Source organism: Victivallis lenta, from assembly GCF_009695545.1.
Taxonomy (GTDB): Bacteria; Verrucomicrobiota; Lentisphaeria; order Victivallales; family Victivallaceae; genus Victivallis; species Victivallis lenta.
Map to the genome: position 1 here is coordinate 49,292 of NZ_VUNS01000013.1, position 21,697 is coordinate 70,988.

Genomic DNA, 21,697 nt, shown 5'->3' on the forward strand with positions numbered 1-21,697 from the left:
TCCGGTCAATTGTCCTGCTCGCGGCGGTCGACCGCTTCGGCGTCCTCGCGGGCCATGCGTCCGAGCGCCTGGCGGTACTCGACCGGAAAGACCTTCACGAACTTCGGCCGGCAGTTCACCCAGTCCGCAAGAATCGCCTGCGCCTTTTCGCTGCCGGCCGCGCCGGCGTGTTCATGCAGCAGCGCGAGAAGCTCGGCCTCGTCCTCGCTGCCGGGCTCGACCGTCTCAAGATCGACGCTCCCGACGTTGCAGCGCAGGTCGAAGTCTCCGGTCTCGTCGTAGACGTACGCGAGCCCGCCGGTCATGCCCGCCGCGAAATTCACCCCGGTCGGCCCGAGCACGACGACCCGGCCGCCGGTCATGTATTCGCAGCCGTGGTCGCCGACCCCCTCGGCGACCAGCGTCACGCCGGAATTCCGGATTGCGAACCGTTCGCCCGCCTGCCCGGCGAGAAAAATTTTTCCCGAGGTTCCGCCATAACCGATCACGTTGCCCGCAATCACGTTCTGCGCGGCCGGACAGGTCGCTTCCGGCGCGGGCCGGATTACGATCCGGCCGCCCGAGATCCCCTTGCCGACAAAGTCGTTCGCCTCGCCCGAAAGCTCGAAGGTGATGCCGGGCGCCAGAAACGCGCCGAAGCTCTGTCCGGCGCATCCGGTAAAGCGGACGCGGATCGTATCCTCCGGCAGCCCCGCCGCCCCGTGCCGGTCGACCACCTCGCCCGAAAGCTCGGTTCCGGCCGTGCGGTCGACGTTGCTGATCGTGCAGTCGAGTTCAGCCTTCGCGCCGGTCTCAATGCTCGCGGCGAGCTTCGGCAGGAGTTCGCGGCGGTCGTAATTCTCGAGCGGTTCCTTCGGCGCGGAAGCGTCGAAGCGGACGGCCGGGCCGGCGGCAGGGCGCAGAATCTTCGAGAAATCCAGATTCCTCGCCTTGTAGAAATCGATCGCCCGGTTCATTTTCAAAAGTTCGCTGCGGCCGCACGCCTCTTCGAGAGAACGCAGCCCGAGCCGGGCAAGATATTCGCGGACCTCTTCGGCGATGAAACGCAGGAAGTTCATGATGTACTCCGGCTTGCCCGCGAAGCGCCTGCGCAGCTCCGGGTCCTGCGTCGCCACGCCGACCGGGCAGGAGTTCTCGTGGCATTTGCGCATCATGACGCAGCCGAGGCAGACCAGCACGGTCGTCGCAAAGCCGAACTCCTCGGCCCCGAGCAGCGCGCCGATCACGACATCGCGCCCGGTCTTCAGCTGGCCGTCGACCTGGATTCTTACCCGGCTGCGCAGCTGGTTCAGCACGAGCGTCTGCTGGGCTTCGGCCAGGCCGAGCTCCCACGGCAGCCCGGCGTGCTTGATGCTGGTCAGCGGAGAGGCCCCGGTGCCGCCGTCATGCCCCGCAATGAGGACGACATCGGCGTGCGCCTTGGCGACACCCGCCGCGACCGTCCCGACCCCGACTTCGGAGACGAGCTTGACCGAAACGCGCGCCTTCGGATTCGCATTCCTGAGGTCGTAGATCAATTGCGCGAGATCTTCGATCGAATAGATGTCGTGATGCGGCGGCGGGGAGATCAGCGTCACATTCGGCATCGAATGCCGCAGCCTCGCAATGAATTTATCGACCTTGTGCCCCGGCAGCTGCCCTCCCTCGCCCGGCTTGGCGCCCTGAGCCATCTTGATCTGCAAATCCTTCGCATGGCGCAGGTAATCGATGGTGACGCCGAAGCGTCCGGAGGCGATCTGCTTGATCGCGCTCGTGCGGTTCTCGCCGTTCGGCCCCGGCGTGTAGCGGGCCGCATCCTCGCCGCCCTCGCCGCAGTTGCTCATGCCGCCGAGCTTGTTCATCGCAACCGCGATCGCCTCGTGCGCCTCGGGGCTCAGGGAGCCCAGCGACATCGCGCCGGAGACAAAGCGCTTTACGATCGCCTCAACGCTCTCGACCTCATCGAGCGGAATCGGCTTGGTTTCGGCGAATTCGAAAAGTCCGCGCAGCGTGCAGAGATGCCCGGCCTGATCGTCGATGAGTTTCGAATACTCCTTGAACTTCGCATAGTCGCCGGTCTGAACGGCCTGGCGGAAGGCGGCGAGCGAGGCGGGCGTCCAGAGATGCTGTTCGCCGTCTTTGCGGAAACGGTAGACGCCGCCGTCCGGCAGGAGCGGGCTCCCGTCCCCGGCCGCAGCCCGGCGCGCATTCGCCTCTTCGGCGATTTCGGCCAGCCCGATGCCGCCGATCCGGCTCGCGGTTCCGGGCAGATACTCGTCGATGAGTTCGCGCGAGAGGCCGACCGCCTCGAACACCTGTCCGGAACGGTAGCTGCGCAGCGTCGAAATACCCATCTTCGACATGACCTTCAGGAGCCCTTTGTCGACCGCGTTGATGTAATTCGCGGCGGCAGAGACCGGGTCGGCCGCAATCGCGCCGTCGCGAGCCAGCCGGGTCACGGTTTCGAGCGCGAGGTACGGGTTGACCGCCGTGGCTCCGTAACCGATGAGGAGCGCGAAATGCATGATTTCCCGGACCTCGCCGGACTGGACGATGATGCCGGCGCCGGGCCGCAGCCCGGCCGCAGCCAGCGCGCGGTTGACCGCCGCGGTCGCCAGCAGCGACGGAATCGGCGTCGTCCCCGGGGACGGATTCCGGTCGGAGAGGATCAGGATGCGGCAGTTCTCCTGCACCGCCGCGACGGCGTCGGTCGCCAGGCGCTTCAGCGCCCGGTCGAGCATGCGTCCGTCGCCGCCGGCCGGGAACTCCAGCGGCAGCACTTTCGCACGGAAATCGGCCGAACCGATGTGGCGCAGCCGCATGACCTCGTCGTCGGTCAGAACCGGGCGCTGCAGCTTTACGAGCCGGGCGTGAAGCGGCGTCTCGGCGAGAATGTTCCCCTGGTTGCCGATATAGGTCAGCAGACTCATGACCAGCTCCTCGCGGATCGGGTCGATCGGCGGATTGGTCACCTGCGCGAAAAGCTGTTTGAAGTAATTGAAAAGCAACTGCGGCTTCGCCGACAGCACGGCGAGCGCCGCATCGTTGCCCATCGAACCGACCGGCTCATGCCCGCCGGCGGCCATCGGGGAGATCAGGAGCTCAATGTCTTCGCGGGAATAACCGAAAAGCTTCTGCATGTAGAGCAGGTTGCCCGGCACGTCGGAGGGTGTGATTTCGGAGAAGAGCCCGTGAACCGGAATCTTGTTCTCCTCGACCCAGCGGCGATACGGACGGCGGCGGGCGGCGCGGCTTTTGATTTCGCCGTCGAGCAGCAGCCGGCGGTTTTCGAGATCGAGATAGATCATCTCGCCCGGACGCAGCCGCCCCCGGCGAACCACGCCGGCCGGATCGAGGTCGAGCACGCCGGTTTCGGAGGCGAGGACGAAGAGCCCGTCGCCGCAGAGCGTATAGCGGGCCGGACGCAGCCCGTTGCGGTCCAGAATCGCACAAGCGTTCACACCGTCGCTGGCGGCCACCGCGGCCGGTCCGTCCCACGGCTCCATCAAAGCGGAGTGATATTCGAAAAATCCGCGCACATCGCGGCCGAGATGATAGTTCTTTCCCCACGCCTGCGGCATCAGCATCAGCAGGGCGTGCGCGAGGTCGCGGCCGGCCGCGACGAGAAGTTCGAACATATTGTCGAGCGAAGCCGAATCGCTCTGGCCCGGCGCGACGAGCGGCAGGATTTTCGCCATATCGTCTCCGAAGAGCTCCGAGGCCAGAAACGGTTCGCGGGCGCGCAGGCTGTTCAGGTTGCCGCGCAGCGTATTGATTTCGCCGTTATGCGCCAGGTAGCGGAACGGGTGTGCGAGGTTCCAGGTCGGAAACGTGTTCGTGCTGTACCGCTGATGGACCAGCGCCAGCGGAGATTTGAAGTCGGGGTCGCCGAGGTCGGTGTAAAATTTTTCGAGCTGCGTCGCCAGCAGCAGTCCCTTGTAGACGATGCTGCGGCCGGACATGCTGCAGACATACGCCTCGGGGAGCGTCTTTTCGATCAGCCGCCGCATGACGAAGAGTTTGCGCTCGAACGCCGCACGGTCCGCGAACGCCTCCCCGCCGATGAAAAGCTGGCGGATCGCGGGGCAGCTTTCGCGCGCCGCGCGACCGATCTCGCCCGGCACGGTCGGAACCTCGCGCCAGGCGATCACCCGGCCACCTTCGGCAGCGACGATGCGTTCGATATCCGCCTCGCGCCCGATGCCGCCGAAGATCATCGCCACGCCGTAGCCGCCGGGTTCCGGCAGTCCGGCGACCGTTTTGCGGAAGAATTCATCCGGCATCGAAAGGAGCAGTCCGGCGCCGTCGCCGGTATCCGGATCGCCGCCCGCCGCGCCGCGGTGCATGAGCCGCTTCAGGACGGTCAGCCCCATCGTTACAATTTTGTGCGACGGCACGTTGTTGAGGTCGGCGACCATGCCGACGCCGCAGGCATCGTGCTCGTTGCCGAAGCTGTAAAGCCCGTTGTCGGGAACCGGCGGGCGGTCGAATCGCCGGGCCGGCCCGTTCTGCTGTCGTTGCTGTTCCATGAATTCAGTGCTCCTTTCTGAATGTTGCTGTTTTTTTAAGGTTAAAGCAAAAGGCGTGCCAAGTTCAGCCTGAGCGAAGAAAACCGCATAAAGGCCGGCATGCATTTACATTTTTGTAAAACCGGATTCTTGTGTTTTACATTTTCGTAAAGCAATTCCCCGCCTCCCCTACGCCTCTCCGCTCAAAAACAAGTTGGCACGCCTTTTGCTGAATCGATTGCAGCAAAAATCCCAACCGAATTACAGGAGGACCCATCATGAGCAACCTGAACCGAATCAAGGCCGTCAACGCGGTGGCGGAAATCTGCGGAGCGGAGCCGATGCCGGCCGGCCCGGTCGATCTCGGCTATTACGCCGAGGACGTGTTCAATATCGACGTCATGCGCGAATACCTGTCGAAATCGAGCTGCGAGAAGCTGCTCGCGACCATCACGAAGGGCGAACCGCTCGACCCCGACATCGCCGGCGACGTCGCCCATGCCATGAAGCACTGGGCGCTCGAACGCGGCGCGACCCACTACACGCACTGGTTCCAGCCGCTGACCGGTTCGACGGCCGAAAAGCACGACGCGTTCCTCGAGCCGAAGGATGCGAAGGCGATCATGACCTTCTCGGGCAAGAACCTGATCGTCGGCGAGCCCGACGCCTCAAGCTTCCCGTCCGGCGGGCTGCGCTCGACCTTCGAGGCGCGCGGCTACACGGCGTGGGACCCGACCAGCCCGGCCTTCATCAAGCGGCACGCCAACGGCGCGACGCTCTGCATCCCGACCGCGTTCTGCAGCTACACCGGCGAAGCGCTCGATAAGAAAACGCCGCTGCTGCGCTCGATGCAGGCGCTGTCGATCTCGACGAAACGGCTGATGAAATGCTTCGGACTGCCCGAAGAGCGGGTCACGATCACGCTCGGTCCGGAGCAGGAGTACTTCCTCATCGACAAGCACTTCTATCTCCAGCGCCCGGACCTCCTCCAGACCGGCAGGACGGTCTTCGGCGCACCGCCGCCGAAGCACCAGCAGCTCGAAGACCACTATTTCGGTTCGATCAAAGGCAGAATCCTCGCCTTCATGACCGAGGTCGAACAGGAGCTCTGGAAGCTCGGCATCCCGGCCAAGACCCGTCACAACGAGGTTGCCCCGGCCCAGTTCGAACTCGCCCCGATGTTCGAAGAGCTGAACCTCGCCTGCGACCACAATATGCTCGTCATGGAAGTTCTGCGGCAGGTGGCCGACCGCCACGGCCTCGTCTGCCTGCTGCATGAGAAGCCGTTCGCCGGAATCAACGGCTCCGGCAAGCACAACAACTGGTCAGTCGCTTACGGAAAGAACAACCTGCTCAATCCCGGCAACGACCCGCACCAGAACGCGATCTTCCTGACCGTGCTGACCGCGATCATCGAAGCGGTGAACCTGCACAGCGACCTGCTGCGCGCCGCCGTCACCGGGGCCGGCAACGACCATCGTCTCGGCGCGAACGAGGCGCCGCCGGCGATCATCTCGATGTACCTCGGCGACCAGCTCGCGGATGTGATCGACCAGCTTGAAAAGGGCGCGCCGACCTCGAGCCGCCACCCGGGCGCGATGAAGATCGGCGCCGATACGCTCCCGCCGCTGCCGCGCGACGCGACCGACCGCAACCGGACGAGTCCGTTTGCCTTCACCGGCAACAAGTTCGAATTCCGCGCGCCGGGTTCGAGCCAGTCCTGTTCCGGGCCGAACACGATCCTCAACACGATCGTGGCCGAGGCGTTCGACCGCATGAGCGACGTGCTGGAGAATTTGAAGAAAGACGAATTCAATTCCGGGCTCCAGAAGCACCTGCAGAAGGTCATCCGGGCGAACAAGCGGATCATCTTCAACGGCGACGGCTACACGGAGGAGTGGCTGAAGGAGGCCGGAAAACGCGGACTCCCGAACGCGAAGACCACCATGGAGGCGCTGCGCTGCCTGACCGCCCCGGAGAACATCGCGATGCTCGAGAAATACGGCGTCTACAACCGCCGCGAACTCGAATCCCGCTTCGAGGTGTTCCTCGAGGAGTATCACCGCCGCATCCGGATCGAGGGCGAGATCGCGCTCGAAATCGCCGCGAGCATGATCGCCCCCGTGGTCACCGCCGAATACGGCAAGGCCGCCCGGGCGCTCGCCGCCGCGAAGGAGGCCGGACTCACAACCGGGCTTGCCGCGCTGCAGAAGAGCGCCGCCGGCCTCGGCGCCGGACTCGACGAACTCAACGCGAAGCTTGATGCGCTCCGAACCGCGCTCGGCGGGCTGCACGAGGAGATCATCGCGGCGATGGCGGAGCTCCGGCACACGGTCGATTCGCTCGAACGGCTCGTGGCCGACGAGTGCTGGCCGCTGCCGAAGTACCGCGAAATGCTCTTCGTCTACTGAAGAAAGGAATCCAGCAGCATGTCGGACCCGGTCAAACATGAGTGTGCGGTCAGCATGCTGCGGCTCCGCCGCGGCATCGACTACTATATCCGCAAATACGGCTCCCCCTTCTACGGCTGCCAGCATCTCGCGCTGCTGCTCGAAAAGCAGCACAACCGCGGACAGGACGGCGCGGGCATCGCCTGCGTCCGGCTGAACCCGGAGCCGGGAGAGCCGTGCTATGCGCTCGAGAAATCGAACCGGAACATGCCGCTGGCCGACCTGCTTGAACGGATCGGCCGGACCATGCCGCCCCCGGGCGAAACGCCGACGGCGGAGGAGGCGCTGCGGACCTGTCCGTTCTGCGGCGAACTCTACCTCGGCCATCTGCGATACGGCACCTTCGGGCGGCAGGGACTCGACGCCTGCCATCCGTTCGTCCGGGCCAACTCGTGCCTGAACCGGACACTGCTGCTGGCCGGCAACTTCAACCTGACCGACACGCGGGAAATCTTCGCCCGGCTCCTCGCCACCGGCCACCACCCGGCCAGCCGGGCGGACGGCTACCTGATTCTGCAGCTGATCGGCCACTGCCTCGAAAAGGCGCTCGACGAAAAGCAGCATAATTTCGATCTTGCGGAAGTGCTGCGGCATGCCTGCGGCGAATTCGACGGCGCCTTCACGCTCTGCGGACTTCTTGGCGACGGCACATCGTTCGCAATCCGCGACGCTGCCGGAATCCGCCCCGGATACTACTATTTCGACGACGAAGTCGCCGTGGTGAGTTCGGAACGCCCGGCCATCCAGGCCGCCTTCGACTGCACGACCGCCGAGGTATGCGAGCTGCCCCCGGGCGAAGCGATGGTCATCGACCGCGACGGCAAGGTCGAATTCCGCCCCTGCCTGCCGCCGAAACCGCTGCGGCGGTGCGTCTTCGAGCGCATCTACTTCTCACGCCCGAACGATGCGGAGATCCACCGCGAGCGGCGGGCGCTCGGGCGGAAGCTCGTGCCGGCCGTGCTGAAAGAGGTGGATGGTGACTTCGCAAACACGCTGTTCTCGTACATTCCGAACACCGCGCAGGTCAGCTTCCACGGGCTGCTGGATACGCTGAACCGCATCGCCTGCGACGCGGGACATACCGTGCGCTTCGGACAGATTGCGGTCAAGGACGCGAAATTCCGCACCTTCATCGCCGACGCCGCCAGCCGCAGGGAGTTCTACATGCACATCTATGATGTGACTTACGGGCTGGTCCGGCCCGGCTCCGACACGCTTGTGGCGCTGGACGACTCGATCGTCCGCGGCAACACGCTCAAAAACGCGATCCTGCCGATCTTCGACCGGCTCGATCCGAAGAAGATCGTCATCGCCTCGGCCGCGCCGCCGATCAGGTATCCGGACTGCTACGGCATCGACATGGCCAGCCTGAAGGAGCTCGTCGCCTTCGAGGCCGCCGTCGACCTGCTGCGCGAACGCGGCCGGTTCGGCCTCCTCGAACGCTGCTATGAAAACGCAAAACGCGAACTCGAGGGCCCGGCGGAGGCGATGACGAACTGCGTGCGCCCGGTCTACGACGAATTTTCCGATGCGGAGCTCTCGGCGGCGATCGCCCGGCGGCTGCGCCCGGATAACATGCGTGCCGAATTCGCGGTCGTCTTCCAGAGCTGCGCGGACCTCGCGGAGTGCTGCCCGGAGCATACCGGCGACTGGTATTTCACCGGGAATTATCCGACGCCCGGCGGCTTCCGGGTCGTGAACCGCGCGCTGGTGAACTATATGGAACACATCGACGCCCGGGCCTACTGAACGAAAAATTTGCATGGGACATATTTACAAGGAGCAGAAATATGTATAATTGGAAAAAGCGGCGGGAGCGCGCCGCCTTCCTCGCGCTCGCCAACGGCGCGGTCTTCCGCGGCTGGAGCTTCGGCGCCCCCGTCGACACAGCCGGAGAAGCGGTGTTCAACACCGGCATGAGCGGTTATCAGGAGATCCTGACCGACCCCTCCTACGCCGGGCAGTTCGTCACGCTGACCGCCCCCGAAATCGGAAATTACGGCTGTAATCCGCAGGATGTCGAATCCCGCGGATTGTTTCTGAACGGCCTCGTGATCCACGAGCTCAACGAGCCGTCGAACTGCCGCTCGGAGGAGTCGCTCTCCGGATACCTGAAACGGAACGGCAAGCCCGGCATCGCCGGAATCGACACCCGGAGCCTGACCGTCATGCTGCGCGACGAAGGCAGCCAGAAGGCGTATCTGCATACCGCGGACGAGCCGCTTTCGGAGGCCGAGGCGGTGGACCGCGCCCGCGCCTGGGCAGGACTCGACGGGCAGGATTACGCCGCGAAGGTCACGGCCGGGAAACCGTATGAGTGGAACCGCGAAGGAGATTTCCACGTCGCCGCCTTCGATTTCGGCATCAAATACAACATCCTGCGCGGCATGGCGGAGAACGGCATGCGCGTGACCGTGCTGCCGGCCGCCGCAACCGCGGCCGATGCGCTCGCCCTGAAGCCGGACGGTGTTTTCCTCTCGAACGGCCCGGCCGACCCCGCGGCGCTCCGTTACGCGATCGATGCAATCCGCACTCTCGCGGGCAAGGTCCCGCTCTTCGGCATCTGCCTCGGGCACCAGCTCTTCGGCCTCGCCTCCGGCGCGGAGTGCGGGCGGTTGAAATTCGGCCACCACGGCTGCAACCACCCGGTCCGGAACCTGCTGACCGGCAGGGTCGAAATCACCTCGCAGAACCATAACTTCGCGCTGAAGGCGGAGACGCTGCCCGCCGCGCTTGAAGTCACCCATATCAATTTGAACGACAACACAATCGAGGGAATCCGCCACAAGACGGAGCCCGCCGCGTCCGTCCAGTTCCATCCGGAAGCCGCGCCGGGGCCGCACGACGCGGGCTGTCTCTTCCGGCAATTCCGGCAACTCATGGAGCGCTGAATCATGACCAAACACATCTTCATCACCGGCGGGGTGGTTTCGAGCCTCGGGAAAGGAATCACGGGGGCCGCGCTCGCGATGCTGCTGGCCAAACGCGGCTACCGCATCGCCATGCAGAAGCTCGACCCCTACCTGAACGTCGACCCCGGCACCATGAGCCCGTACCAGCACGGCGAAGTCTTCGTGACCGACGACGGCGCCGAGACCGACCTCGACCTCGGCCACTACGAGCGCATCGCGGGCGTCCGCTGCTCGAAGGCCAGCAATTTCACGAGCGGGAAGATTTACAGCAACGTGATCGCCCGCGAACGCTCCGGCGGCTACCTCGGCGGCACGGTGCAGGTCATCCCGCACATCACCGACGAAATCAGGCGGGCGATGCAGTCGCTGCACCGTCCGCAGGTCGATATCGCGATCACCGAAATCGGCGGCACGGCGGGCGATATCGAGAGCCTGCCGTTCCTCGAAGCGGCGCGGCAGTTCAAACTCGCGGCCCGCCGGGACGACGTGATCTTCCTGCATCTGACGCTCGTGCCGTACATCCGGGCCGCGAAAGAGCTTAAAACCAAGCCGTCGCAGCACTCGGTCTCGACGCTGCGCAGCATCGGCATCGCGCCGGACATCCTGGTCTGCCGGACCGAAATTCCGATGGAGCCGGACCACTTCAAAAAACTCTCGATGTTCTGCAATGTCCCGGAGGATTCCGTGATTGAAGAGCTCGATGTTCGCAATTCGATCTACGAGGTTCCGCTCGAACTCGCCCGGCAGGAGCTCGATCTGAAGGTGCTCGAGCTGCTCCGGCTCGAGCCCGGCGAACTCGATCTGGCCGAATACCGCAGCTGGCTCGACGGCGTGCTGCACCCGGAGGACGAATGCACCGTCGCCGTGGTCGGCAAGTACATCAAGCATCAGGACGCCTACAAGAGCATCTACGAGGCGCTGCATCACGCCGGGATCAGGAACCGCGCGAAGGTGAAATTCCTGCTCGTCGAAGCCGAGGAACTCGAAACCGGCAGTGCGGACGAACTCCTGAAGGAAGCCGACGCCGTGCTCGTGCCGGGCGGCTTCGGCGAACGCGGCGTGCGCGGCAAGATCAAGGCGGTAGAATACGCCCGGACGCGCAACGTCCCGTTCCTCGGCATCTGCCTCGGCATGCAGTGCGCAGTCATCGAATTCGCGCGGAACGTGCTCGGCTGGAAGGACGCGAACAGCACCGAATTCGACGAAATGACCCTCCATCCGGTCATCGACCTGATGGAAGAACAGCGCAGCATCACCGACAAGGGCGGCACGATGCGGCTCGGCGCATATCCGTGCGTGCTTGTTCCGAAAAGCAGGAGCGCGAAGCTCTACAGCGCCTCCGAAATCAGCGAACGCCACCGCCACCGTTACGAGTTCAACCCGAAATTCAAATCCGAGCTCGAAGCGGCGGGACTGACCGTCGCCGGTACAAGCCCGAACGGGATGCTCGCCGAAATCGTGGAACTCGCCGGCAGTCATCCGTACTTTATCGGCTGCCAGTTCCACCCCGAATTCAAATCCCGGCCCCAGCAGCCCCACCCGCTCTTCGACGGGCTGGTCGCGGCGGCGCTGCAGAGAAAGAGAGGAAACTGATATGCCCAGACGCAACGACATCAGAAAAATCATGCTGATCGGCTCCGGCCCGATCGTGATCGGCCAGGGGTGCGAGTTCGACTATTCCGGCGTGCAGGCCTGCAAGGCGCTGAAGCGCGAAAACTTCGAAGTCGTGCTCGTGAACAGCAATCCGGCCACGATCATGACCGACCCGGAATTCGCGGACCGAACCTACATCGAACCGCTGACCGCCGACATCCTGCACGAAATCATCTGGCGCGAACGCCCCGACGCACTGCTGCCGACCCTCGGCGGACAGACCGCGCTGAACCTCGCCATGGAGCTCGACAAGCGCGGCATCCTCGAACGTTACCAGGTCGAACTCATCGGTGCGACCGCCGAAGCGATCAGCCGCGCCGAGGACCGCCAGCTCTTCAAGGAGAGCATGCTCGGCATCGGGCTCGACCTGCCGCGCTCCGGTTCGGCTCACTCGATGGCCGAAGCGCAGGCGGTCGCATCGACCATCGGCAGCTGGCCGCTCATCATCCGCCCCGGCTTCACGCTCGGCGGAACGGGCGGCGGCATCGCGCACGATGCGAAGGAGTTCGAGGAGATCGTCACGCGCGGACTCGACGCCAGCCTGAACTCCGAAGTCCTGATCGAAGAGTCGCTGCTCGGCTGGAAGGAGTTCGAGATGGAGGTCATGCGCGACAAGGCCGGCAATGCGGTCATCGTCTGTTCGATCGAAAATCTCGATCCGATGGGCGTCCACACCGGCGACTCGATCACCGTCGCGCCGATCCAGACGCTGACCGACCGCGAATACCAGGAAATGCGCGACGACTCGCTCGCTGTCATGGCCGCCATCGGCGTCGAGACCGGCGGCTCGAACGTGCAATGGGCCGTGAACCCCGAAACCGGACGGCGCATCATCATCGAAATGAATCCGCGCGTATCGCGGTCGAGCGCGCTCGCCTCGAAGGCGACCGGCTTTCCGATCGCAAAGATCGCGGCGCTGCTCGCGGTCGGCTACACGCTCGACGAACTCCGCAACGACATCACCGGCAGCACGCCGAGCTGCTTCGAACCGTCGCTCGACTACATCGTGACCAAAATCCCGCGCTTCACCTTCGAGAAATTCCCGATGGCCGATTCGACCCTCGGCACTCAGATGAAGTCGGTCGGCGAAGCGATGGCGATCGGCCGGAATCTGAAGCAGTCGCTCCAGAAGGCGCTGCGTTCGCTCGAAACCGGGAGGGCCGGCTTCGGCGCCGACGGAAAAGACGGCAGATACGAGTCGATGGACGACGAAACCATGCGCGCCGAACTCATCCGCCCGAACGCCGAACGCATCTTCGTTCTCCGCGCCGCCCTGAAGCGCGGCTGGAGCGAAGAGACGCTCCATGAGCTCACGAAAATCGACCACTATTTCCTGCGGCACCTCGCAGAGCTCGCGGCTTTCGAGGAGGAGATCCGCTCCGCCGGAACGCTCGCGGAGCTCGAAAGAGACCAGCCGCTCTTCCGGCAGGCCAAGGAGTTCGGTTACAGCGACCGCCAGATCGCGTACCTGCTCGGCGCGACGGAGTCCGGAGTGCGCGCCGCGCGCCGCCGCACCGGGCTCGAACCGGTCTACGGCACGGTCGACACCTGCGCGGGGGAGTTCGAAGCGATCACCCCGTACTACTACTCCACCTGGAGCGACGGCGGGGAACCGGTCCGCAGCCACGGCGGAAAGAAAACCATCATGGTGCTCGGCGGCGGTCCGAACCGGATCGGCCAGGGCATCGAATTCGACTACTGCTGCTGCCACGCCGCCTTCGCGCTGCGCAAGGCCGGATACGAGGTGGTCATGGTCAACAGCAACCCCGAGACCGTCTCGACCGACTACGATACGAGCGACAAGCTCTACTTCGAACCGCTGACGCTCGAAGACGTCATGCACATCTACGAGCGCGAAAGCTGCTCCGGCGTGATCGTCCAGTTCGGCGGCCAGACGCCGCTGAACCTCGCGCAGCAGCTGAAGGCGGCCGGAGCGAACGTGATCGGCACCGCCCCGGACGACATCGACGCAGCCGAAGACCGCGACTTCTTCAAGCAGCTCGCCGCCCGGATCGGCATCCGCCAGCCCGAAAGCGGCATCGCGCACAGCGTCGAAGAGGCGGTCGAGATCGCGGAGAAAATCGGCTATCCGCTCCTCGTGCGTCCGTCGTTCGTGCTCGGCGGCCGCGGCATGGTCATCGTCTACAAGGAGAAGTACCTGCGCAAGTTCGTCGAAGAGGCCGCCGCCGTCGCGGAGGGAAAACCGATCCTGATCGACCGCTTCCTCGAAGACGCGACAGAGCTCGATGTTGACTGCATCTCGGACGGCAAGACCACCGTGATCGGCGCGATCCTCGAACACGTCGAACCGGCCGGAATCCACTCCGGCGACTCCGCCAGCGTGATCCCGCCGATGACGCTCCCGGAAGCGCAGCAGGAGAAAGTCCGCGACTACGCCCGCGCCTTCGCCCGCGAGCTCCGCGTCTGCGGGCTCATGAACATGCAGCTCGCCGTGAAGGACGATGAAATCTACATCATCGAAGTCAATCCGCGCGCTTCGCGGACCGTTCCGTTCGTCAGCAAAGCGACCGGCGTGCCGCTGGCCGGGCTCGCGGCGCGCTGCATGGCGGGCGAGTCGCTCGAGGCGATGGGATTCACGAAGGAGGTGCATATTCCGTATACCGCGGTCAAGGAGGCGGTTTTCCCGTTCGTAAAATTTCCCGGCGTCGACATCGTGCTGTCGCCCGAGATGAAATCGACCGGGGAAGTCATGAGCCTCGACCGCGAGCGCGGGCTCGCCTACCTGAAGAGCCAGCTCGCCGCCGGCAACCGGCTCCCCGCCTCCGGCAACGTCTTCATCTCGCTGCGCGACGAGGACAAGCCGAAGGCGGTCAGGCTTGCCGAAAAGCTCGTGAAACTCGGCTACAACCTCTACGCCACGCTCGGAACTTCGACGCTGCTCTACAATGCCGGAATCAAGACGCGGGCGGTGTTCCGCATCTCGCGCGGCCGTCCGAACCTGCTCGACCTGATCAGGGAAAAGGAGATCCAGTGGATCATAAACTCGACCGAATCGGGCGCGGAAGCGATGGTCGACGAGATCCGGATGCGCTCCCAGTCGGTCGTCTCCGGAATCCCGATCACCACCACGATCGCCGGGCTGACCGCCGCGATTGAAGGGCTGACGGACAAAGCCGATTTCGGCCGCTTCGAGGTGTGCAGCCTTCAGGAGTATCACCGCCACATCCGCTGACCGGGAAAATGGCGGGCGCCGGCGGACAGGACAGCACACCGGCCGCCGGCACCCGTTTCCTTCCCGCCGGACAAACATGCAAAATATTTTGGATTTTTTGAATATTTCATATTTAATAATATAATATTTTCCGATCAATCCTCGTTAATACGGTAAAGAAATCGCAGAACGGACAGATCAACCGAAGCAAAAGGGGATGGAATATGAAAATGATCGGAACATGGTGTGCGGCACTGCTGGCGGGATTCCTGGCAGTCGGAACGGCGGCGGAAACGGTGGAGATCCGCGACAATTCGGGCAACATCGTCGGCCGTGCGGACCTGGACGGCTACTATTCATCCGACGAACTGAACCGGAAACTGGACGAGGCCCGGAAGGATATGCAGCGGCTGCTGGAGGAACAGCGGCGGAAGGCCGCCGATGAAACGGCCCGGCAGGTGCGGCAGGCGATCGAAAACGAGCGGGCGAATCAGGCGCGGATGCGTCTCGAAATCGAGCGGGAAATCGAGCGCCTGAAAACCAGCTACAGTCCGATCGGAACAATCACGTTTTATTATGACGCCGCCGGCTATCTGACCGGCAGTGCGGCCGAAACCGACGGCGCCGTCGTCCGCCGCAACGCCGCCGGGACGGTCATCGGCACGGAACTCATCGAAGGAGGCAAAACACTCTATTACGACGGCAGCGGCAACCTGACCGGAGCGCGGGTCGTCAGCGGCGGCACCGCGCTCGTATACAATGCGGCCGGGGAAGTTTACTCCCGCGAAGTGACGACAGGTGAGCTGACCACCTACTACAACGCCGCAGGCCGGGTCACCGGAACCAGCCGAAAGGCCGGAAATTCCACCGTATTCCGGAATACGGCCGGCTATATGACCGGCACGATCACGGAAGCGCCCGGCCGCACCACCTGGTACGACGACATGGGAATCGTCACCGGCACGGCCCGCACCGAAGCGCTCTGCCGGAAGTTTTATGAAGGGAAACTCGTCGCCGTGGACAATCCGGCCGAACTGCACGAGAGAAGAAAGCAGGAAGCCGCAATGAACGTACAAACCGCGCAGGCCCGGCGCAATGAGGCCGGCAGAAAGACGGTCCGCCACTACGACGTCAACGGCAGGCTGATCGCCACGACCGAAAGCGGCGGCGGAACCATCCGGCGTTACGGCGCGGCGGGAAAACACATGGGAACCACCGCAGCGGGCAGCCGTTAATATTCCGCGGCAAGAACAGCAGATCAGTCGAAAACCGATCTGTGAACCGCCAGCTGCAGCAGGAACGTCCCGGCGGCGAAGACAAAGGTCCAGACTCCGTAGACCGTAAGCTCGGGAATCCGGTGACGGTTCGACGCCAGCACGCAAAGCGCCGCCAGCACCGCGGCAGCCGCCGGCAGACTGACCGCATACTCGAGCAGAAGATACGCGGGCCGGAACGGGACGACCCCTTCCCGGCAGAGCCAGGTCAGCAGCACCGGCAGCGCAAACTGCGCAAGCAGCGCCCAGGCAAGGAGAAACCCCTTTCGGTCTTTCGTCTCGCTCATCAGACACCAGGCTTCGAGCAGGATGCAGACGCCTGCAATCAGGCTCAGGCTCGAACTGATCGCGATGGCGTCAAAGAGCCCCATCCGTCCCCCGTTTCCGGAATACGAAGAGCTCCCGCTTCGTCCCCGGAATCAGCGTCCGGCGGCGCAGCTCGAAATACGGTTCGAACGCCGCGAGAAACCCGTCCGCATGGTAGTTCGGAAAGATGTCCTCGCGGGTCGAAAGCAGCCGCCGGACCTGTGAATCCTCTTTCGGCACGAACTCGATCAGCAGCGTGCGGCCGAGCCCGGCCAGCGTCCCGGCGATCATCGGCAGCGGAACGTTGTGGGTGATCGCCAGATGGTGAACGAGCGCCAGCGCCATGACCAGATCGAAATCGCAGCGGGAGAAAAAGCTGTCGCGTTCGCGGTTGTCCCAGCCGATCGCCGGAGACGGATTCGCAAGGTCGATCCGCAGCGGCAGCACGTCCGCAATCTTCCCGCGCTTCAAAAACCGGTAGTGACGATCCACCGCGACCGGGTCGATGTCGGCGGCGACCACAAGATTCCCGTCCCGCGACGCGAGACGGCTGAAGACGCCGGTGTTCGCGCCGAGGTCCAGCACCCGCCGGGGACGGAGCTCCTCCGCCGTCTGCGCCACAAGCTCCTTCTTGGCCGCAAACGCGGCGTCGCCGTAATTCGTGTCGCTGTAATAGTCGCCCCACTCGGTTTTGCTCTCCGGCAGTTTCAGACTCCGGACCAGCGAGCGGAGGCTCTCCGCAAAGGCGATCTTGCTGCCGACGGACACCCGGACGCGCTTCGTCTTCTCCGCCGCGGCGCGGCCGTCCTGGTGGCGGCGCTGCATCTTCGCATGCAGATGGATATGGAACAAAAGCCCCGGCGAAAAACGGCTTTTCCACGGCAGCAGCTTCGAAGCCAGCTCGAGCGGAATCCCGTCGAGATACTCCGCCATGACCGCATTGAATCCGGCATCCCGCTTCGCCATCAGCGCCAGCGGAGCAAGGAAGTGCGAACAGAACTGTCCGTAGGCGCTCCACGGCCGGTCGTCCGCCGTTTCGAACGACAGCAAATCGATGAAGACCGGACGGCCGCGGCGGAACTGAACGTTGTAGGCGGACGCATCCTTCAGCATCATATTATGTTCGAGCGCGATCCTCTGAATCTCAAGCGTCAGAAGCGCGGCGTCCTTCAACTGCCCGAACGACCACTCGTACGGATAGGAGACGAATTCGATCTTCTCCGCCTTCAGCGTTTTGAACGAACCGGGTTCGACAAGCTCATCGGCCTCCCTGAACGGAACCAGCAGCCCGTCGCGGCAGAGCCGCTCCCGGAGCCCGGAGGAGCAGAAGCGTTCATAATTCTCCCGGTAAACCGGGTTCACGCTGCGGAGGATCGACCCGTCCGCCGCAACGAACACGGTTCCGGACGGATCGCGGAACGATCCGGCATTCCTCGTTTCGCCCATCTCACCGCACCAGGAACGTCCGGATTTCAAACGGGCGCAGCGTCAGCTCGACCGAGCCGTCGACGATCGGGAGCTCTCCCTCCTCGGTCCATTCGAGCAGATTCGTCTCGACCAGTTTCGTTCCCCGCGCGAAGTCGAGCACAGCCGTCGAGCGCCGCCCGTCGGTTTCGACCACGCGGATGACCAAAGCATCGGACTTCTCCGCCTTCTTGACCACCTCGAGAGAGACCCCCTCGCCCCCGGCCACGCGGCACGGCAGCGCGAAGGTCCCCTTCCCCGGCAGCACGGCCGGAGCACGGTTCAGGCAGGCAGCCTCCTGCATGACCTCGGAGCCGCAGAGGCCGCCCGCGTGCGGCAGGAAACTGTAAGTGAAGAAGTGCGTCCCCTGATCCGCCTCGGAATCCGGATAGGTCGGCGAACGCAGCAGATTCAGGTCGAGTGTCCCGGCGTCAAGCCGGTAGCCGTATTTAGAATCGTTCAGCAGCGCTGCGCCGCCGCATGCGTCGGAGATATCGACGTAACGGTGCGCCGCGACCTCGAACCGCGCGAAGTCCCACGACGTGTTGCGCGCGGTCGTCCGCCGGACGAAGCCGTACTGGATGTCGCAATAAGCCTCCTCCGCCCGCACCGTGGTCGGAAAGGCGACCCGCAGCATCCGGTGCCGCTCCTTCCAGTCAACCTCGGTGTTGAAGTCGAGCCGCTTCGAGTTCTCGGTGAGCACGACCTGCTGCCGGATCGCCGACCGGCCGACCGTCAGCTCGAAGGTCAGCGCCTGCCGGACCGGGCCGGATTCGCTTCTGAACGCCTTCACCCCTTTCGCATAAGCGGGCGGCGTATCGACGTACGTGAAATCGACGTCCCACGCATCCCACTTGTTCGGCTGGTCGACGTAGAGCGCGAGCAGATTCGCAGCCGCGCCGGCCACGACGTCGCGCCCGATCGTCTTGTCGAAAGCGGCGACGAGCCGCGCATCGGCGTCGAACTCATAACGGACGAGGTCGTTCTCCAGCACAAGCGAATCGTCTGCCTCCGGGGGGAACGCCTCGACCGCTTCGCCGCGGTACAGCGTCGTCACGCTCTGCGGCGGAAATTCACCGAGCACCCAGACTCCGTTCTCTCCGGCCTGGGTCAGCAGCTCGCGCCCGGCGCCGTCGGTGATGCGGTGCGAGGCCCACTCCTCCGGCAGCGCGACAGCCCCGGTGTAGTCGTACGAAAGCGTGTTGACCACGGTCAGCGCATCGCCGTCCGGCGCGGTCAGCTTCGCGGCCGCGGAACGGACCAGGTTTTCGCACTCCGCGAGAATCATGGCGTGCTCGGCCTCGGTCACCTCATAAACCTTCCGGATCGAGGAGCCCGGAATGATGTCATGGAACTGATTGATCAGAAGCACCTTCCAAAGCCGGTCAAGCGTTTCGGCCGGATAATCGGCCGCCGGCAGCACCGAACAGATGAACTCGGTCTGCGCGAGCATCTGCTCGCATTTGCGGTTGTTGCGCTTGGTTCGCGCCTGCGTCGTCAACGTGCCGCGATGAAGCTCCAGATAGAGCTCGCCCGCCCACTCCGGCAGCTCGCCGGCATGTTCGGCCAGCCGGGCGAAAAACGCATCGGCCCGGTCGAAGCGGACCCGCGGACACCCTTCGAGGTCCGCCGTGCGCAAACCGTGCTCGATATGCTCCGGGCGCGGGCCGCCGCCGCCGTCCCCGACGCCGAACAGAGTGATGAATTCCGGCAGGAAATAGTTCTCGTTGAAGTTGTTCACGGCATAGTTCAACTGCTCCGGCTTCAATGCCGAATTGTAATTGTCCTCGGGCGGGAAATGGGTCAGCACCTCGGTTCCGTCGATGCCGCGCCAGTGGAAGGTATGGTACGGGAACTTGTTGAACTGGCTCCACGAAATTTTCTGGGTCAGGAACCAGTCGCACCCGGCCTTGCGGATGATCTGCGGCATGGCGGCCGAATAGCCGAACACGTCCGGCAGCCAGAGGTTGCGCACGTCCATGCCGAACTCGTCCATATAGAAGTTCTTGCCGGCCAGGAACTGGCGCACCATCGACTCGCCGGAGATGATGTTGCAGTCGGCTTCGACCCACATGCCGCCCTGCAGCTCCCAGCGGCCGGACTTGACCGCCTCTCTGATCTTCGCGTAGAGCTCCGGATAATGCTCCTTCACAAACGCGTAAAGCTGCGGCTGCGACGCGCCGAACACATAGTCCGGGTAGCGCTCGAGGTTGTAAAGCTGGCTCGAGAAGGTGCGCGCACATTTGCGGATCGTTTCGCGCACCGGCCAGAGCCAGCCCGTATCGATATGGGCGTGGCCGACCGCCGCGGTCGAGAGCGCCGAATCGGTCGCCCGCATCGCAAGCTGCGGAGCGACGCAGCTCCGGGCGGCGGCCGCGTTGGCCGGATCATCGGCATAAGCCGAAACCGCCTCGTTGAGCGCCATGTTCAGCTGTACGGCGCGATAACTCTTCTCCGGCAGCGTGCGCAGCAGAGAAAGCAGCACTTCGAAGTCGTTTGCAAGATTCCACGCCTCGACGTTGAAGCGGCCCATCTTCAGGTGGCGGATGTCGCCGACCTCGCAGCGCCAGTCGGTTCCGGGCGTGATCTCGTCGCCGAGCAGGCCGTTGCCGCCCACCTCCGCGTAGAAATCGACCGTTTCGCCGCCCCGCGCCTTCGGCGTGAATTCCAGCAGGTTCTTGCGGTAGTTCGCGGCAAAGACGCTCGTATTCGTCAGTCCGCAGAACGGAACGCCGCCGTCGTCGAAAATCAGAATCTCGCCGCCGAGCTCGAGCTTGAACCAGACCGGTTCGCCGGCCCACGCCTCCGGAACCTTCCCGGTGATGTGGAACCAGGCGCTCTCCCAGAGACCGCCCCAGCAGTCGCCCTCGGCGGCCGGGACATAGCTCCCCTCCAGCCGCTTCGCCCACGGCACCGGATCGACCGAATGGAACACCTCGGCCTGGAGATCGACGGTTTCATAGAAAAACTCATTTTTGAGCCGCTCCAGAAACCCTTCCGCGCGCTCACGATAAATCTGAAACTCTTTCTCGTTCATCTTTCCTTCCCGTTCCGCCCGATGCGGTTGACCGATTTCAAAAGTGCATAACAACTTTCCATATGCGGAACCGGAACACCGTGCTCCGCCGCCAGCCGGACCGCGTTGCCGAGGATCGCCTCGACCTCAAGTTCGCGCCCGGCCTCGTAATCCTGCAGCATGCTGGTTTTATACGCCGGGAAGTTCCGGGTATATTCGATCTGCGCTTCGGCGTTCGCCTCCGTCAGCGCCACGCCGCACGCGTTCGCGACTGCGATGACCTCCCGCATCAGCGCCCGGCAGAGCCCTTCGAGCTCGTCGCGCTGCGTCATCTGCTTCGTCGTCGCGCCGCCGGCCAGCACCGAAACCGGGTTGAACGGCAGATTCCAGAGCAGCTTGTTCCAGCGGACGAAACCGATGTCCTCGCAAAGCTCGCATCTGACCTTCGCCGCCTCGAACAGCGCGGCAAGACGCCGCGCCTCCGCGCTGATTCCGGCCGGATAGTCTCCCATCTTCAGCTCGCCGCTGCCCAGGTGCAGCACCCGGCCCGGTGCCGGACGCGAAACACCGATGTAGGCGACCGTGCTCAGCAGCCGGTTGTCGGGGAATGATTCCGCAACCTTCCGTTCGATATCGATCCCGTTCTGGATCAACACGATCGTGCTCTTTGACGAACGCACGGCGGGACTCAACAGCCCGACCGCATCCGCCCCCGGCAGCACCTTCGCCGCCAGAATGATGTAATCCGCCTCGCCCTCGAACTCCGACGCATGCTTCAGCACCGCCGCCGGCGTGAACTGAAAATCGCCGGCGATGCTTTCCACCGCGTAGCCCGCGCGCGAAACAGCCTCGTAATCGCTGCGCGCCACAACCGTCACCTCGGCGCCGGCCTGCGCCAGCCGCCCCGAAAAATAGACGCCGACCCCGCCGGCGCCGATCACCAGAATCCTGCACATATCCGTA

At 64.1% G+C, this 21,697-nt stretch carries 11 protein-coding genes; 6 read left to right on the forward strand and 5 right to left on the reverse strand.

What is annotated here, in order from left to right:
* Window positions 1-5: 5 nt before the first annotated feature.
* Window positions 6-4,508: a glutamate synthase large subunit gene (gltB, locus tag FYJ85_RS12550; RefSeq protein WP_154418954.1), complete on the reverse strand. Its 4,503-nt coding sequence runs from the start codon at window positions 4,506-4,508 to the stop codon at window positions 6-8.
* A 257-nt stretch (window positions 4,509-4,765) separates the two neighbouring features.
* Between gltB and FYJ85_RS12555 the strand changes: the two genes are divergently transcribed.
* The 6 genes from FYJ85_RS12555 to FYJ85_RS12580 all read left to right on the forward strand — a co-directional run bounded on the left by FYJ85_RS12555 (window position 4,766) and on the right by FYJ85_RS12580 (window position 15,909).
* Entirely contained in the window at window positions 4,766-6,898 is a 2,133-nt protein-coding gene (locus FYJ85_RS12555; RefSeq protein WP_154418956.1) for a glutamine synthetase III family protein, read from the forward strand.
* 18 nt (window positions 6,899-6,916) lie between these two features.
* Window positions 6,917-8,686: a class II glutamine amidotransferase gene (locus FYJ85_RS12560; RefSeq protein ID WP_154418958.1), complete on the forward strand. Its 1,770-nt coding sequence runs from the start codon at window positions 6,917-6,919 to the stop codon at window positions 8,684-8,686.
* A gap of 41 nt (window positions 8,687-8,727) precedes the next feature.
* Complete coding sequence (gene carA / locus FYJ85_RS12565; protein ID WP_106055340.1) at window positions 8,728-9,828, forward strand: glutamine-hydrolyzing carbamoyl-phosphate synthase small subunit; 1,101 nt, start codon at window positions 8,728-8,730, stop codon at window positions 9,826-9,828.
* Window positions 9,829-9,831: 3 nt separating this feature from the next.
* Window positions 9,832-11,442 (forward strand): CTP synthase, encoded by a 1,611-nt coding sequence (locus FYJ85_RS12570; RefSeq protein ID WP_154418960.1) that lies wholly within the window; start codon window positions 9,832-9,834, stop codon window positions 11,440-11,442.
* 1 nt (window position 11,443) lies between these two features.
* Window positions 11,444-14,695 carry a carbamoyl-phosphate synthase large subunit gene (gene carB, locus FYJ85_RS12575; RefSeq protein WP_154418962.1) on the forward strand — a complete coding sequence of 1,084 codons (3,252 nt, stop codon included), beginning with the start codon at window positions 11,444-11,446 and terminating at the stop codon, window positions 14,693-14,695.
* Between the two features lie 203 nt (window positions 14,696-14,898).
* A complete protein-coding gene (locus FYJ85_RS12580; RefSeq protein ID WP_154418964.1) occupies window positions 14,899-15,909 on the forward strand; it encodes a hypothetical protein in 1,011 nt (336 codons plus the stop codon).
* A gap of 23 nt (window positions 15,910-15,932) precedes the next feature.
* Here the strand turns inward: FYJ85_RS12580 and FYJ85_RS12585 are convergent, their stop codons facing one another.
* Genes FYJ85_RS12585 through FYJ85_RS12600 form a run of 4 tightly spaced genes read right to left on the reverse strand, consistent with a single transcriptional unit; the run spans window position 15,933 to window position 21,690 of the window.
* Window positions 15,933-16,319 (reverse strand): hypothetical protein, encoded by a 387-nt coding sequence (locus FYJ85_RS12585; RefSeq protein ID WP_154418966.1) that lies wholly within the window; start codon window positions 16,317-16,319, stop codon window positions 15,933-15,935.
* Window positions 16,306-17,700 carry a class I SAM-dependent methyltransferase gene (locus tag FYJ85_RS12590; RefSeq protein WP_154418968.1) on the reverse strand — a complete coding sequence of 465 codons (1,395 nt, stop codon included), beginning with the start codon at window positions 17,698-17,700 and terminating at the stop codon, window positions 16,306-16,308. The genes FYJ85_RS12585 and FYJ85_RS12590 overlap by 14 nt, the downstream gene beginning before the upstream one ends.
* A gap of 1 nt (window position 17,701) precedes the next feature.
* Entirely contained in the window at window positions 17,702-20,755 is a 3,054-nt protein-coding gene (locus FYJ85_RS12595; RefSeq protein ID WP_154418970.1) for an alpha-mannosidase, read from the reverse strand.
* Window positions 20,752-21,690 carry a ketopantoate reductase family protein gene (locus FYJ85_RS12600; protein WP_106055333.1) on the reverse strand — a complete coding sequence of 313 codons (939 nt, stop codon included), beginning with the start codon at window positions 21,688-21,690 and terminating at the stop codon, window positions 20,752-20,754. Before FYJ85_RS12600 ends, FYJ85_RS12595 begins: the two co-directional genes overlap by 4 nt.
* Window positions 21,691-21,697 lie beyond the last annotated feature (7 nt).

Coding starts and splice junctions, on each gene's coding strand:
- gltB (WP_154418954.1), bottom strand. CDS start 4,508: ATGGAACAGCAACGACAGCAGAACGGGCCGGCCCGGCGATTCGACCGC.
- FYJ85_RS12555 (WP_154418956.1), top strand. CDS start 4,766: ATGAGCAACCTGAACCGAATCAAGGCCGTCAACGCGGTGGCGGAAATC.
- FYJ85_RS12560 (WP_154418958.1), top strand. CDS start 6,917: ATGTCGGACCCGGTCAAACATGAGTGTGCGGTCAGCATGCTGCGGCTC.
- carA (WP_106055340.1), top strand. CDS start 8,728: ATGTATAATTGGAAAAAGCGGCGGGAGCGCGCCGCCTTCCTCGCGCTC.
- FYJ85_RS12570 (WP_154418960.1), top strand. CDS start 9,832: ATGACCAAACACATCTTCATCACCGGCGGGGTGGTTTCGAGCCTCGGG.
- carB (WP_154418962.1), top strand. CDS start 11,444: ATGCCCAGACGCAACGACATCAGAAAAATCATGCTGATCGGCTCCGGC.
- FYJ85_RS12580 (WP_154418964.1), top strand. CDS start 14,899: ATGAAAATGATCGGAACATGGTGTGCGGCACTGCTGGCGGGATTCCTG.
- FYJ85_RS12585 (WP_154418966.1), bottom strand. CDS start 16,319: ATGGGGCTCTTTGACGCCATCGCGATCAGTTCGAGCCTGAGCCTGATT.
- FYJ85_RS12590 (WP_154418968.1), bottom strand. CDS start 17,700: ATGGGCGAAACGAGGAATGCCGGATCGTTCCGCGATCCGTCCGGAACC.
- FYJ85_RS12595 (WP_154418970.1), bottom strand. CDS start 20,755: ATGAACGAGAAAGAGTTTCAGATTTATCGTGAGCGCGCGGAAGGGTTT.
- FYJ85_RS12600 (WP_106055333.1), bottom strand. CDS start 21,690: ATGTGCAGGATTCTGGTGATCGGCGCCGGCGGGGTCGGCGTCTATTTT.